At 48.4% G+C, this 14,365-nt stretch carries 15 protein-coding genes; 10 read left to right on the top strand and 5 right to left on the bottom strand.

Annotated features, from left to right (window positions below):
* Positions 1 to 55 precede the first annotated feature (55 nt).
* From ACHZCY_RS10070 to ACHZCY_RS10060, 3 genes are all read right to left on the bottom strand, one after another.
* A complete protein-coding gene (locus tag ACHZCY_RS10070; protein ID WP_205224211.1) occupies positions 56 to 265 on the bottom strand; it encodes a hypothetical protein in 210 nt (69 codons plus the stop codon).
* Between the two features lie 229 nt (positions 266 to 494).
* Positions 495 to 869, bottom strand: a complete 375-nt coding sequence (locus ACHZCY_RS10065; protein ID WP_205224210.1) for a hypothetical protein — start codon at positions 867 to 869, stop codon at positions 495 to 497.
* A 101-nt stretch (positions 870 to 970) separates the two neighbouring features.
* On the bottom strand, positions 971 to 2,182 hold the full coding sequence (locus ACHZCY_RS10060; RefSeq protein ID WP_205224209.1) for an IucA/IucC family protein: 1,212 nt from the start codon (positions 2,180 to 2,182) through the stop codon (positions 971 to 973).
* A 104-nt stretch (positions 2,183 to 2,286) separates the two neighbouring features.
* Here ACHZCY_RS10060 and ACHZCY_RS10055 point away from each other — a divergent pair, with 104 nt between their 5' ends.
* The 3 genes from ACHZCY_RS10055 to ACHZCY_RS10045 are packed head-to-tail and all read left to right on the top strand — an operon-like array spanning position 2,287 to position 4,304.
* Positions 2,287 to 2,949, top strand: coding sequence for a LysE family transporter (locus ACHZCY_RS10055; protein WP_319548809.1), 663 nt, complete (start codon positions 2,287 to 2,289; stop codon positions 2,947 to 2,949).
* A 24-nt stretch (positions 2,950 to 2,973) separates the two neighbouring features.
* The gene (locus ACHZCY_RS10050) at positions 2,974 to 3,723 is read left to right on the top strand and encodes an enoyl-CoA hydratase/isomerase family protein (RefSeq protein ID WP_319548808.1); all 750 of its coding nucleotides are present in this window, start codon (positions 2,974 to 2,976) and stop codon (positions 3,721 to 3,723) included.
* A gap of 59 nt (positions 3,724 to 3,782) precedes the next feature.
* Positions 3,783 to 4,304 carry a type 1 glutamine amidotransferase domain-containing protein gene (locus tag ACHZCY_RS10045; RefSeq protein ID WP_205224206.1) on the top strand — a complete coding sequence of 174 codons (522 nt, stop codon included), beginning with the start codon at positions 3,783 to 3,785 and terminating at the stop codon, positions 4,302 to 4,304.
* Positions 4,305 to 4,394: 90 nt separating this feature from the next.
* Here ACHZCY_RS10045 and glpX read toward each other — a convergent pair whose 3' ends face one another.
* A complete protein-coding gene (glpX, locus tag ACHZCY_RS10040) occupies positions 4,395 to 5,384 on the bottom strand; it encodes a class II fructose-bisphosphatase (RefSeq protein WP_232371188.1) in 990 nt (329 codons plus the stop codon).
* A gap of 102 nt (positions 5,385 to 5,486) precedes the next feature.
* On the opposite strand from glpX, the gene ACHZCY_RS10035 reads away from it, so the two are divergent.
* Together ACHZCY_RS10035 and ACHZCY_RS10030 are read left to right on the top strand one after the other, a co-directional pair.
* Positions 5,487 to 6,101 (top strand): CBS domain-containing protein, encoded by a 615-nt coding sequence (locus ACHZCY_RS10035; protein ID WP_205224205.1) that lies wholly within the window; start codon positions 5,487 to 5,489, stop codon positions 6,099 to 6,101.
* Between the two features lie 77 nt (positions 6,102 to 6,178).
* The gene (locus tag ACHZCY_RS10030; RefSeq protein WP_205224204.1) at positions 6,179 to 6,634 is read left to right on the top strand and encodes an SRPBCC family protein; all 456 of its coding nucleotides are present in this window, start codon (positions 6,179 to 6,181) and stop codon (positions 6,632 to 6,634) included.
* 154 nt (positions 6,635 to 6,788) lie between these two features.
* Here ACHZCY_RS10030 and ACHZCY_RS10025 read toward each other — a convergent pair whose 3' ends face one another.
* The gene (locus ACHZCY_RS10025) at positions 6,789 to 8,915 is read right to left on the bottom strand and encodes a Tex family protein (RefSeq protein ID WP_319548807.1); all 2,127 of its coding nucleotides are present in this window, start codon (positions 8,913 to 8,915) and stop codon (positions 6,789 to 6,791) included.
* A gap of 236 nt (positions 8,916 to 9,151) precedes the next feature.
* Between ACHZCY_RS10025 and ACHZCY_RS10020 the strand changes: the two genes are divergently transcribed.
* The 5 genes from ACHZCY_RS10020 to ACHZCY_RS10000 all read left to right on the top strand — a co-directional run bounded on the left by ACHZCY_RS10020 (position 9,152) and on the right by ACHZCY_RS10000 (position 14,296).
* Positions 9,152 to 10,801 (top strand): CTP synthase, encoded by a 1,650-nt coding sequence (locus ACHZCY_RS10020; RefSeq protein WP_205224202.1) that lies wholly within the window; start codon positions 9,152 to 9,154, stop codon positions 10,799 to 10,801.
* Positions 10,802 to 10,829: 28 nt separating this feature from the next.
* A complete protein-coding gene (gene kdsA, locus ACHZCY_RS10015) occupies positions 10,830 to 11,678 on the top strand; it encodes a 3-deoxy-8-phosphooctulonate synthase (protein WP_205224201.1) in 849 nt (282 codons plus the stop codon).
* Positions 11,668 to 12,312: a KdsC family phosphatase gene (locus tag ACHZCY_RS10010; protein WP_205224200.1), complete on the top strand. Its 645-nt coding sequence runs from the start codon at positions 11,668 to 11,670 to the stop codon at positions 12,310 to 12,312. The genes kdsA and ACHZCY_RS10010 overlap by 11 nt, the downstream gene beginning before the upstream one ends.
* The gene (gene lptC / locus ACHZCY_RS10005; RefSeq protein WP_319548806.1) at positions 12,309 to 12,875 is read left to right on the top strand and encodes an LPS export ABC transporter periplasmic protein LptC; all 567 of its coding nucleotides are present in this window, start codon (positions 12,309 to 12,311) and stop codon (positions 12,873 to 12,875) included. The genes ACHZCY_RS10010 and lptC overlap by 4 nt, the downstream gene beginning before the upstream one ends.
* 197 nt (positions 12,876 to 13,072) lie before the next feature.
* A complete protein-coding gene (locus ACHZCY_RS10000) occupies positions 13,073 to 14,296 on the top strand; it encodes an LL-diaminopimelate aminotransferase (protein ID WP_319548805.1) in 1,224 nt (407 codons plus the stop codon).
* Positions 14,297 to 14,365: the final 69 nt, after the last annotated feature.

Genomic DNA, 14,365 nt, shown 5'->3' with positions numbered 1-14,365 from the left:
CTCTGAACAGATGCCCGGCTGACCTTGATCGGAAACTTGTTTTTTCAAAGTACCCTTAAATCCGCTTGAAATTTTTGTGATTGTTGGCAGGTACATGTATGGTGGTGCCGCCTATATTTGCATACTGCTCTCCAGCCTGAACAGGCATGGCTATAGGTGTCTCCAGTTCCGCTAGTGTATTGAGCCACGCGGCACTGGCAATGATCAGCGAGACAAACCAGATGGAAAAGCAAAGAGCTATATATCCTCGTGTTGAACCTTTCATTTTCTTCTCCTGATTCTTGATGTTCCCGAAATAATTCGGCGATGGAAACAAGGTAAAAGGAAAAAATGAAAGCAATATGAAGGAAAGAAGGAAAGGGTTTATGGCAACAGGCTATCAATACTTTTTCACATCTTATTTTTTGAAAGATGACTCTCGCCCGACCTCCGTTTGCTTAGATCTGTGAAATAGATTGCCATGGTCTAACTACGTCGGGTGCCTTGAATGGTTTTTACTCAACAGCCCCAGCGTGGGTGAAGCCAACGGAACCGTTATAGGTTATTTTAGCTATTCGCTGTTTGTCACTCCAGGCTTCGATGTTAATAGGGCTGGCTGTTGTAATAATAGTGCAATGTTTAAGCGCCGCCTCTGCTTTTTTCACGTTGTTGTCAGCCATGCTTGATGCATATCTCCACACCCAGCTTGCATTTTCACACACCGGCGAGCCTACAATAAGTGTTGCCGCTCCTGTTGGAAGAGGCCCTGTTGGAAGGGGGATAGCCTCATCTTTTTTGGAATTACCTAGAGAGGAAAACATTACAATAATACCGAAGACTGCGAGCAGGCCTATCACTGTAGCGATTAAGTTTGCTTGTTCTACTGTCATAATTGTCCTTTTTTGAAGGTGCTGTTAAGCGTAAAAAAATAATATACCACTAAATCACCTTGAGCACTGCTGAACAGTGACGGATTGTAGCTATTTTCCATTCAAGGGCGCCACTGAGGTTTTTTGCCTGTATCCTTGTATAGTGGTTTGTTGTATCGATCTCTTTGTTCGCTGAAATAATGAATGGTTGCCGGAAAGTATTTTCTATGTTCCGGGAATATTTTTTCAAATGTCTGGCGGCAGGGCTTGCGAAAATCTTCATCTGTGAGTCCTGGAAATTTTTCGCGGCAGCAGGCAACGATCCGATCAAAAAAGTGGCTCCCCATGAACATATCATAGGCAATACTGAGAAATTGGCCATAATCCATCCGATTATACTGATTGAGATGGGTAGACGAAATCTGTAGGTCCTGACGGCGGCGCATATCTATGCCTACGCTTAAATCTCGATGCACTATGCGAGTGATATTTTGCTCATCATCCAGTTCCAGGAGCACATTTTGCCCATGGGGTTCAAGCATGTAGCCAAAGGTGCTGAAGCACTGCACCCAATGGTGTATGATGGGCAGCATTATCCGGCCAAGAATAAATTCCACAGGATCTGCTGCATCAATAAGGCTATAAAGAAGGGGGGCTTGTTCAGCGGTAAAAAAATCTTTGCCGTATAGTGCAAAGCCTGGAATCAATGCTCTCTTTTCCCGGCAGACGGGGAAAGGGCGCATGTCGCGTATCAGATATCCCCAGTTTTCCCCACGGGATGATGACGTATTAAGGTTAGCGTACGAGATGCCGATTACTTCCCGAAGGTAGGCAAACGTAGGGTCAAAGTTATCTATTCCGTATTCCATATCGCGGGAGACATTGACCGCCTGTTCAATCACCTCATCGCGCATTTTTCTATTGTAGCGGGAAACGCGAAAAGGAAAGTGAAGCTTTATAGCGTGGGGGAAGGCTGACTTGACGTAGAGTGTTCTCGTAGAAGAGCTTGGAATAACTTCTATTTTCCGTCTGCTTTTACTGGTTTTTATAACAGCTTGCACGTAAGGGTCGGTGGTATATTCTTCAAGCACTTGGGGGTGAATGCAGAAGAGGGCCTTCTCCTTGCCAAGATAAGAGACGCTGAGCTCCTGGGGAGGATTGGCGGTATAAATCAGGAGGTCCTGGCGCGGTATTGCAAAAGCATTGACAATGAAATTTTTCTGCGATGCATTGGGGCGATACAGTTCCTTCGCCTCAGTGTACGCTGAATGCTTGCTATAGGTTCTGGTTCCTTCGTTACGATATCTGTCTAGGTATTGGAGAGATGGGATCATGGTAACACCTGGATAAAATAGGTTGCTGACGTTAGAATATAGGTGTTTTTTTATATATGATGGGTAAAGTTTAGCTTTATTGCCAAAAAAATGTGAGAGTAAATATGCTCTTTTCTCTGATTACCATCTTTTCCACTTCTTTTATCCTGGCCTTGTCCGGCGCTCTCATGCCTGGGCCGGTGCTTACCGTTACCGTGAGTGAAAGCACGCGCAGAGGCGTGGTGGCAGGTCCTTTGATGATCTTTGGCCACGGGTTGCTGGAGCTTACGCTGGTTGTTGCCCTGCTGGCCGGCCTTGCGCCTTTTTTTACCAGGGATGATGTCTTTGTGGTCGTCTCCCTGCTGGGTGGCATTATTTTATTGTGGATGGCCTGCTCGATGATAAAAGAGCTGCCTACTTTGCAGCTTCATGATGTCGACAACCAAGAGCAAACCAGGAGCCTTGTTCTGGCCGGTATCCTGCTCAGTCTTTCCAACCCGTATTGGTTCATCTGGTGGGCCACGATCGGCATCGGCTATATCATGTATGCCGCCAAATTTGGTTTTTTGGGGATTGGTGCCTTTTTTACAGGCCATATTTTGGCCGATCTTGCCTGGTACAGCCTTATTTCTTTCGGAGTTGCCAAAGGGAAACGATATTTTAGCGATACTTTTTATCGGAGGCTTATTTTTGTTTGCGCAGCTTTTTTAATGATTTTTTCCTGTTATTTTTTTTACAGTGGCCTTGGCAAGGGATATTTTATCCTGCAAGCACACCAAATTATATAATAAATTCAGATTTGAGGGGTAGCTATGGTAAAGACGATAGAGGTGGCAAAGCAAGGCAATATTACTGTGCTAAGCTTGAATAATGGCGTTACCAACGCAATATCCCCGCAAATGGTTAAAGAGCTTTCTGCAGCGCTGAAAACGATACAGTTTGATTCCGAAGGGCTGGTTTTATGCGGTGGTGAGAAATTTTTTTCTATCGGTCTTGACCTACCCGCTTTAATTGAATTAGACCAAGCAGCGATGGCCGCATTTTGGGAAGAGTTTAATCAGCTTATTCTCGATCTCTATATATTTCCATTGCCCGCTGTCAGTGCTGTTGCCGGTCATGCCGTGGCTGGAGGGAATATTCTGGCGCTCACCAGTGACTACCGCTTTGCAGCCAGTGAAAGTCGGAAAATCGGATTGAACGAGATTACCTTGGGCATTCCGGTTCCTTTTTTACCCGACATGCTGCTCAAACAGGTTGTGGGAGAGCGACGAGCGATCCGCATGATGTACAGTGGTGCGTTTATGTCCCTGCCTGAGGCTGAAGCAATTGGCTTGGTTGATGAATTGCATCCTGTCGAGACTCTTCAGCAAGCAGCTGTGGAAAAAGTTGCTGCCATGGCAAAATTACAACCAGCGGCATTTGCTGCCATCAAAGCCAATTATACGGAGCCTGTCAGGCAGCGCTATCTACAGGAAGCGGCAGCCCAAAATGCAGCTTTTCTTGATTGTTGGTTCAATGATCAGGTCCAGGTTGGCCTCAGGGAGGCTGCGAAAAATTTTTAAGTACTGTAGCGAGGAGTGTAACCACGTTTTGCAGGATATCTTAACCCAAGGAGGAGTGTATGGAGTGTGCAGGTAAGAAGATAGCGATTTTGGTGGAAGAACTGTTCAACGTCTATGAATTCTGGTACCCCTATTATCGTCTTTTAGAGGCAGGGGCCGAGGTCGTGGTTGTCGGTTCGGGAAGAACTGACACATATAACGGTAAGCCCGGAACCGATGTGCAGCAGGATGTCTCTGCTGATGATGTTAAGGCTGCAGATTTCGACGGTATCATCATCCCCGGTGGTTTTGCCCCGGATATGATGCGTCGTTATCCTGCCATGGTACAGCTCGTTGCCGAAGGAGTAGAGCAAGGCAAAGTGGTGGCTGCGATCTGCCATGCAGGCTGGATGCTGGCGTCAGCCAAGGTCCTCAAAGGCCGGCGGGTGACTTCTTTTTTCGCCATTAAGGATGATTTGATTCATGCCGGAGCCGACTGGGTGGATGAGGCCGTGGTTGTTGATGGAAAGATAATCACCAGTCGCACCCCTGATGATTTACCGGATTTTATGCGGGCAGTGGTGAAGGAACTGACTGCCTGAGCCACATTTTCCAGGAACAGCCCATCAACCTGAGCGGCCAGTCGCTCAGGTTGATGGAGTTTGCCACGACTCATAAATACTGTTGCCGGGTTACTTGGTCTGCTCCCCAAAGACGTGTTCCGGGTTGAGCTGATGGATGCCTTTGATATGTCTGATTGAACCGGTTATGGCCCGGATGACTATACTGTGGGTTGTGACGCCTCCAGCCCTGTCAAAATGGACGCCTTCAAGAAAAGAACCGGAAGTGATGCCGGTGGCAGCAAAGAAGGCATCGTCGGAATGGATGAGGTCGTTTAACTGGAGAACCTGGTTTGGGAGAAAAGTGCTGTCCGCAGCAAGGGCCTCTTTCTCGGCCGCAAGTTGGGGGGCAGCCATGGCCTGCATGCCGCCGCCCAGTGCTTTTACTGCAGCGGCAGATATAACCCCTTCCGGAGTGCCACCAATCCCCATGAGCACATCCACTCCTGTGCCCGGTACCGCAGCCATGAGGGCTCCCATTACATCCCCGTCAGTGTGCAGAGAAATACGAGCGCCGGTACTTCGGATCTCCTCTATGAGCTTTGTGTGGCGTGGCTTATCGAGCACAAAAACCGTAAGGTCGGTTACGTGGCGATGAAGGGCCTGCGCGATGTTATGCAGATTATCGGCAGCCGGCGCGGTGATATCTATCGCCTCTCCGGCCGCTTTTTCGACAACGATTTTATCCATATACAGAGAGGGGCCTGGATCCCACATGCTGCCTTCCGGAGAGGCAGCGATGACTGCGATGGAATTCGGCCTGCCATAGGCAAGGAGTCTGGTACCCTCAACCGGATCAACAGCAATGTCAAGACGAGGTGCGTTGCCGTTGCCAACCTTTTCTCCATTAAACAGCATCGGCGCTTCGTCTTTCTCACCTTCACCGATGATGACCACGCCGTGCATATCCACACTTTTCAGGACGGCCCGCATGGCATCTACTGCAGCCTTGTCACCCCCTTCCTTGTCGCCTGTGCCCATAAAAGCTGCAGCGGAAAGGGCTGCTGCCTCGGTAACCCGAACAAGTTCCATACCTAGATTTCTATAGATCGATGTATTCATATGCTATGGTGGGGGTTGGGATTGATAAGTACTTCCTGCTGATTATCTTGTTATAAGGCAGATAATTTTTGTTTGTCTGTTTTTAACCTGAGGGAAAAATACATGTTTGCCATTTATGATGTAACAGGTCGAAGCTTCAGGGATTCACTTGAGCAACTATATCGAGTTAATAGCGTTAGATCCACTCTTTCTTCCCATCGACGTAAAGCAGAAGAGGAGCAGCAGCAACAATTTGCCTCGTCTGTCTCACAATCCGCTATCCGTGCTTACAAGAAAACCCTGCAGCTCCCAAAGGAACGGACCATTTATCATGCCAACCAGGTCATGCAATCTCCGGTTATCACGGTACGCGATAATTTTTTACCTGAGGACTGCTGGGAAATATTATGGAAAAATAAAATCAGCCAGGTGCCGGTACTCAGTGATAAGGGGCTGCTGGCTGGAATGTTAGCCAAAGAGGATTTACTCAAGGAGATGATTGTCGACGGTGAGACTATTATCAGACCTGCTGATAAACCGTTGTCGGAAATAATGTCGCCCAAGGTAATAACAGCTGACCCGGTTTCAGATATTCGCCGGGTAGCCCAGGTGCTCAATGACTACCACTTCAACAGTTTACCCATTGTCGATAATTTTGACCGGATCGTGGGCATCGTTACTCGGACAGATATCATCCGAGCAGTGGCCGAACATCCGACGCTCTCTTTATGGGGCTGAGGTTCCTAGTCGCAAAAAGGTAGAGCGTTGAGAAGATGATTGTGATGTGAAAAAAAAACATTTTAATGGAGTTGCGCATGTATATACTGGAACGAGAGCAACAGGTGAGCACATCCCTTGACAAGGCATGGCATTTTTTACAGAATCCCGCTAATTTGAACCGGATTACGCCCCCGGATCTTCGTTTTCAAATTGTTTCAGATACCCCGGACATCATGTACAACGGGCTCATCGTAGAATACCGAGTGAGCATTCCTTTCATGGGCACCCATGGGTGGGTTACAGAGATTAAGCACATTCGTGAGCACCATTCATTTGTTGATGAGCAGAGACTGGGGCCCTATCGTTTTTGGTATCATTATCACGAGATCCAGCAACAGGGAGACCACGTTCTCCTTTTAGACCGGGTCCATTATCAGCCGCCATTCGGTCCACTTGGAACCGTACTCCATTGGGTGCATATAGAGAAAACCCTGAACAGGATTTTCGACTATCGTCGGCAACAGCTGGCTGATGTGCTCTCTACCGGGTAGGAGTCTAACGAAGAATGTCTTTTTCTCTCATATCGGTGTTATTTCCTGAAAATGCCTCGGAGGCGGGGCTTACCTGATTTGAGAAAAAATCCTGTTATCCAACAGGCTCCTGCAGCAGAGGAAATCGGTTAATCCCCTGAAAATAAGAGCGCTTTTACCTGTCTTTCCGCATGGACAGGCTGATCCGTTTTCTGGCAATGTCAACCTCAAGGATACGGACCTGGACATGTTGACGAACTTTTACTATTTGACTGGGATCACTAACGAATTTGTCGGCAAGTTGACTGATGTGGACAAGGCCGTCCTGATGGACGCCGATGTCGACAAAGGCACCGAATTTGGTGACATTGGTCACTATTCCAGGTAGCTCCATTCCCGGCTCCAGGTCTTCCATGGTATTGATGCCTTCGGTAAAGGTAAAAGCGGCAAAGGAGGTTCGTGGGTCTCGGCCGGGTTTGTCCAGCTCGGCGAGAATATCCTGCAAGGTAGGTTTACCTACCTCTGCGGTAATATATCTGTTTATGTCTATCTGCTGACGCAGCTCCTTAGACGCAATCAGGTCGCGGACACTGCAGCCGGCGTCTTTAGCCATCTGTTCCACCAGGCCATATCTTTCCGGGTGGACGGCAGAGTTGTCCAGTGGGTTGGCAGCATTGCTGATGCGCAGAAAACCAGCGCATTGCTCAAAGGCTTTCGCCCCCAGGCGAGGTACCTGCATAAGGGCCTTTCTGGAGGTAAAGGCTCCCTGTTTGTTTCTTAAATCAATGATGTTTTTCGCAAGACCTGGTCCTAAGCCCGACACATAGGTGAGCAGAGATCGGCTGGCTGTGTTGACATCGACTCCAACCATGTTAACGCAACGCATCACCACATCATCAAGTCCTTGTTGCAGCGCCTTCTGTTGCACATCGTGCTGGTATTGACCTACCCCGATGGATTGTGGGTCCAGCTTGACCAGCTCTGCCAAGGGATCCTGTAGCCGCCTGCCAATGGAAATCGCACCGCGAACCGTGATATCATGATCCGGGAATTCCTCACGAGCAATTTCCGATGCGGAGTAGATCGAAGCCCCACTCTCGTCAACCATGGTCACGATGATCTCTGGCGGAAGGCCAAGGCTGCGGATAAAGGCTTCTGTTTCTCTGCCGGCAGTTCCGTTACCAATGGCAATTGCCTCGATAGCGTATTGCTTGCAGAGTGTCTGCACTGTTGCTGCAGCTTCCTGTTGCTGCTTGTGCGATAAAGTCGGAAAAACAGTTGTATGGTGGAGCAGGGCACCATGGCGATCCAGGCAGACCAATTTGGCCCCGGTTCGAAAGCCGGGGTCCAGTGCCATGACTGACTTTTGTCCAAGAGGGGGAGCCAGCAAAAGTTCTGTGAGGTTGTCGGAAAAAACAGCAATAGCCTCCTGGTCTGCCTGATCCTTTAACTGGGCACGGAGTTCATTTTCCAGCGAGGGCGCAAGCAGCCTCTTGTAACTGTCAGCAGCCGCAAGTTGGAGCTGTTGGTCAGCAACGCTATTTCGCCTTGCATATCTGGTATGCAATAACTCCATGGCGATTTGCTCCGGCGGGCGGATGGTGAGGCGGAGAATCTTTTCCTGTTCTCCCCTGAACATTGCCAGCAGGCGATGGCCTGGTATCTTTACGGCGGGTTCCTGGCGATCGAAATAATCTTGAAACTTTTTACCGTTCTCTCTGTTTTTTTCTATGACGCGTGAAGTGATGATCGCTTTGGTGGCAAACAACTGCCTGAGTTTGTTCCTGGTGCCGCTGTCTTCGCTCATCCATTCAGCAATAATATCCCGGCTGCCGGCCATGACATCTTCTGCGATGAGCAGACCATGCTCCTGGTTTAAAAAAGTTTCCGGTCGAGGAATATCAGACTGTTGGTTGAACAAGGCCCTAGCCATAGGCTCCAGCCCTTTTTGTCTGGCAATGGCAGCTTTGGTTTTACGTTTTGGCCGATGGGGAAGATAGACGTCTTCCAGTTCGCTTAGAGTTTGTGCCGCCTCAACAGATGCACAAAGGGCAGGGTTGAGCAATTCTCTTTCCTTGAGCGAATTGAGGATATTTTCGCGTCGTTTATTGAGCTCTTTGACCTGTTCAAGGCGATCACGGATGGCAGCAATCTGAATCTCATCGAGACCACCTGTCGACTCTTTTCGGTAACGGGCTATAAAGGGCAGGGTTGCTCCGCTGTCAAGCAGTTCGCACACTGCGCTTACCTGGCCCTGTTTTATGGTCATTTCACGGGCAATGTTGGTGGTGTAGTTCTGCATAACAGTATGTTTTTGTGTGTGAAATTAGAAGAAGTTCGAAAAACGGCGACTGGCAGGTTCCGTACAAATGGTGGATATGATGAGGCACACCTTTCTATGGTCACGGAATTATGCCTTTACCCCGCCCTCCTTGTATTGTCAACCGGCAACAGATCGTGTATAGTTTTCTTCCAGCCAAAAAATGACAGCCGCCGGCTGACTTATTTTCCCCCCTACAGAATTGATCAGGTGAACGCATGAAGCAACCGTTAAGCAAAAAGACGAAATTTATTTTTATTACCGGCGGTGTCCTCTCCTCTTTAGGAAAGGGCCTGTCTGCAGCTGCCATTGGATCGTTGCTCGAGTCCAGAGGGATGACAGTTACCTTCCAGAAGCTGGACCCCTATATAAATGTAGATCCTGGAACCATGAATCCTTTTCAGCACGGGGAGGTCTACGTTACCGACGATGGTGCTGAAACCGATCTGGATATGGGGCATTACGAGCGCTACACCAATGCAGTGATGGCCCAGAAGAATAATTATACTTCAGGTCGGATTTATTATTCCGTGATCATGAAGGAGCGTCGTGGAGAGTATCTTGGCGGTACGGTGCAGGTTATTCCCCATGTCACTGATGAAATCAAAGAAGCTGTCCTTCAGCTCGATGGCTTGGTGGATGTCGCCATTATTGAGATTGGTGGTACTGTGGGCGATATCGAAGGATTACCTTTTATAGAGGCAATTCGCCAGCTTCGTTCAGATCTTGGCAAGGAATATTCTTTGTTTATTCATTTAACTCTGGTGCCCTATATAAAGACAGCGGGTGAGGTCAAGACCAAGCCCACCCAGCACTCGGTAAAAGAACTACTCGCGTCCGGTATTCAGCCGGATATTCTCATGTGCCGTACCGAAGCACCGCTCACCGACGACCTGAAAAGAAAGATCGCTTTGTTTTGTAATGTAGAAGCAAAGTACGTTATTTCCGTGGTGGATGTTGATAATATTTACGAAGTGCCTTTAAAGCTCCACGCCGAAGGGGTTGATGACAGGATTCTGGAAAAACTTGGCATCTGGACCGGTGCGCCCAATGTGAAACCTTGGGAAGACCTGGTTCATAAAATCAAAAATCCCAAGCACACTGTTACCATAGGTATTACTGGTAAGTATGTTGATCTCACCGAATCCTACAAGAGTCTCCATGAAGCTCTGGTGCATGGAGGTATCGGCAATGATACCAAGGTTGAACTGGAGTATATCAGCGCTGAAGATCTCGAAAAGAATCCTGATGATTCGAGTTTGAAAAGGTGCGACGGCATTCTGGTTCCAGGTGGATTCGGTAGCCGAGGTATGGAAGGGAAAATTCGGGCTATCACCTATGCCAGGGAAAATAAGGTGCCTTTTTTGGGTATCTGTCTTGGCATGCAGCTAGCTGTGGTTGAGTTTGCTCGCAACATTGCAAAGATTGCTGATGCCCATTCGGTTGAATTTAACAGTGCTACTACCAACCCGGTTATTTATTTGATGACGGAATGGTACGACTTTAGAACTGGGAAAACAGAAACCAGAGATGAGCATTCGGATATGGGCGGTACACTCCGTCTTGGCGCGTACCCATGTGTTCTGCATGAAAACACCCATGCTGCGGATGCTTACCAGCAGGAAGAGGTTAGTGAGCGGCATCGTCATCGATATGAATTTAACAACGACTTTCGTGAACCACTGGAAGAAGCCGGGCTGGTCATCAGCGGGACTTCACCGGACAATACCTTAGTTGAAATTGTTGAAATTGCTGATCATCCTTGGTTTCTCGGCTGTCAGTTTCATCCTGAATTTCAGTCCAAGCCTATGCGACCGCATCCATTGTTCAAGGCCTTTATCAAAGCGGCTTTGGACAATAAAAAATAGTTACTTTGTTGGATAAAGACAGTCAATTATGAAAAACGTCGTTTTTAATCCTTTTGCAGGGAAAACCATTAGTATTGGTCCATGTCAACCGTTGCTGCTTATGGCTGGGCCATGTGTGTTGGAATCACCGGAGTTGGCCTTGGAAATTGCCCAGGAAATGAAGAGTATTACCACCCGGCTTGGTATTTCCTATGTTTTTAAGGCTTCATTTGATAAAGCAAACAGAACCTCTCTGGATTCCTTTCGTGGCCCAGGTCCGGAAAAAGGGTTGCGCCAGCTGGGGCAACTCAGGGCAGAGATGGGCATCCCTGTGGTTTCTGATATTCATGAACCCGCCCATGCAGAGCTTGCTGCTGATAGTCTCGATATCCTGCAGATACCTGCTTTTTTATGCCGGCAAACAGACTTGCTGGCAGCAGCGGCAAAAACCGGCAAGGTGGTCAATGTCAAAAAAGGACAGTTCGTAAGCCCATGGGACATGGAGCATGTAGTCAATAAACTGCGAGGCTGTGGCTGTGAGAAAATTCTGCTCACCGAACGGGGTGCCAGCTTTGGCTATAACAACCTGGTGGTTGATATGCGATCTCTACCGGTGATGCGTTCCCTTGGCTGTCCTGTTGTTTTTGATGCTACCCACTCGGTGCAGCTGCCGGGAGGAGCCGGCAAGTCTTCCAGCGGACAGCGAAATTTCATCGCTCCATTGACAAGGGCTGCCATGGCCGCAGGTATAGACGGTTTGTTTATGGAAGTCCACCCTGACCCTGACAAGGCCTTGTGTGACGGACCTAACTCGCTGCCGCTTGAACATGTTGAGCCATTGTTGACTGAACTGCTGAAAATTCGTAACGCAGTCGAAGGAGTTGCTGATGATATCTGATGGTTGTTCGCCGGCTAATCCAGGTGACTATCCTTCGGATTGTCAGCTCACAGAAGCACTGCGGACCAGAGCAATGAAACGGAACGCCCCCGTTGAGAGAACTAAAGAGTGGCAGGCTGCGCTGGGACAGGCGCAAAAAGTCAAATTGCTGCTGCTTGATGTTGACGGTGTCTTGACCAATGGTTCCCTTGTGTATACGGGAAGTGGAGAAGAGGCCAAGTGTTTTCATACCCAGGATGGACTTGGCATCAAGCTACTGCAGGAGAGTGGGATTGAAGTTGGTATTATTACTGCCCGTAATTCATCGATTGTTGCCCGGAGAGCGGAAGAACTCAAAATAACCCATGTGTATCAGGGGAAATTTGATAAGCTTTCGGTATATGAAGAAGTGTTGAAAAAGACAGGCCTTCGTCCAATGCATACTGCTTACATGGGCGATGACTGGGTTGACCTACCGCTTTTGAATAGGGTCGGATTTGCTGCCGCTCCTGCCAATGCGAGGGTGGAGATCCAGCAGCGGGTCCATTATCTTACCAAACGTAACGGTGGTCAGGGAGCCGTCCGTGAAGTTTGTGACCTTATCATGGAGTCACAGGGTACCTATCAACAGATGTTTGCCAGGTTTGACAGATGATGAAAAAACCGCGCGACCTGCTCTGGGTGGTGCCACTTGTCTTGTTTGTCACCAGTCCCGTTTGGCAACCTGTAGTGGCTGATTTTCTGAAACCACGTGGTGAGTTTGGTCAGCAGCAAGTTGGCGGTCAGGCTACGAATTCTCAACAGTTTCAAATGGATACGATTACGATCACCTTGACCAGTAACGGTAAGGAAGAGTGGTTGATCAACGCAGAACGTGCAAAAACGGGGAAAACTGATCGTATCATCGAGATGGAAGTCGTGAATGCCCGCTACATTGGGAAGGACAAAGCACCAACCCATATTGTTAGCCGTCAAGGGCAATACTTCATCGATGACCGGCATCTTATCCTCATTGATGATGTGGTGATCAGCAAACCAGAGACCAAGGAGGTGCTGTATACAGATCTCCTCCATTATTACGATGCTACGAAAATGGCCGTCAGCCCTGGTAATGTGGACTTACAAGGTCCCGGCTTCAGGCTTGAGGGAGGGCGGATGGACTATGATCTCTCCACCGATGGATACGATTTCAGCGATCGGGTGAAAGTTGAGCTGTAATGCAATCGCGGCATGGATAGGATTTCGGCAAGTGTGTTAGCAACGATTAAGCAGGCAAAGAGAGACAGGAAAAACGATGTTCCCGGCATGCTGTAACTCCACAAAGAGGAGTTGAATGCTGAAAAAATGCACAGCAGTGAGTATTTTTTTGAGGAACTCGGCAATAAATAACAACGAAACAAAACAGGACCTTTTGCATGATAAAAATCAACGAACATTACTTAAAACTGCAGGCATCGTATCTTTTTTCCAACATTGCCAAGCGAGTGGCCGCCTTTCAGGAAAATAATCCTGATAAGGACGTGATCAAACTCGGTATTGGTGATGTTACCAACCCGTTGCCTGCTGCCTGTGTGAAGGCTTTTCATGATGCTGTTGATGAAATGGCAACCGAAGCGGGCTTCCGTGGGTATGGCCCGGAGCAGGGGTATGATTTTTTGCGTGAAACAATCGTTGCCAATGATTTTCAGGCCCGCGGTGCTGAAGTCAATAGTGATGAGATTTTTGTTTCCGATGGTGCCAAATGCGACTCTGGTAATATTCAGGAGATTTTTTCTCTTGATACGCGGGTGGCTATCCCGGACCCGGTGTATCCTGTTTACCTTGATACCAACGTGATGGCAGGACGAACCGGTGGCTATAATGATGACCGCTATGACGGGATTGTCTACCTGGAGTCGACCAGGGAAAATAACTATGTCCCTGATCTGCCCCAGGAGCAGGTGGACATGATTTATCTCTGTTTTCCAAATAACCCGACCGGTTCAACTATTTCCAAGGAGCAGCTGAAGGTATGGGTTGATTATGCAAGGGATAACAAAGCGCTTATTTTGTTTGACGCCGCCTATGAAGCCTTTATCCGTGATGAAAGTCTTCCCCATTCCATTTATGAAATAGAAGGTGCGCGCGAGGTCGCTATCGAATTTCGCAGCCTTTCAAAAACAGCAGGATTCACCGGGACCCGCTGCGCCTATACTGTGGTGCCGAAAGAGTGCATGGCATATGACCAGAAAGGAGGCCGGCACGCATTGCACGCTCTTTGGAATCGGCGTCACTGCACCAAGTTTAATGGGGTAAGCTACCCTGTACAGCGTGCAGCCGCAGCTGCTTTCTCTGCTGAAGGCAAGGTGCAGACCAAAGCGCTGATAGATGGGTACCTGGAAAATGCCAAGATCATTGGCAAAGCCATCGGCCAGCTGGGATTTGAATATGTTGGCGGAGATAATTCGCCGTATATTTGGATTTGGGGTGATCGTGATTCCTGGGACTTCTTTGACTTGTTGCTCGATAAAGCCGGGGTTGTTTGTACCCCTGGAGCAGGCTTTGGAAAATGTGGCCAGGGCTATATCCGTATCTCAGCCTTTAACTCCCGTGAAAATGTTATCACAGCTATGGATCGTATCAGTAGTGCCTTAAGCTGATTTTTTTCGGTGGCAGCCATGTGGTGGCTGTCACCGTCCCCCTCTTGGCTGTTTTTCTTTGTTCGTCCT

The organism is Desulfogranum marinum (assembly GCF_963675105.2).
In the GTDB taxonomy this organism is placed as follows: domain Bacteria; phylum Desulfobacterota; class Desulfobulbia; order Desulfobulbales; family Desulfobulbaceae; genus Desulfogranum; species Desulfogranum marinum.
This window is presented reverse-complemented; position numbering and strand designations above follow the sequence as displayed.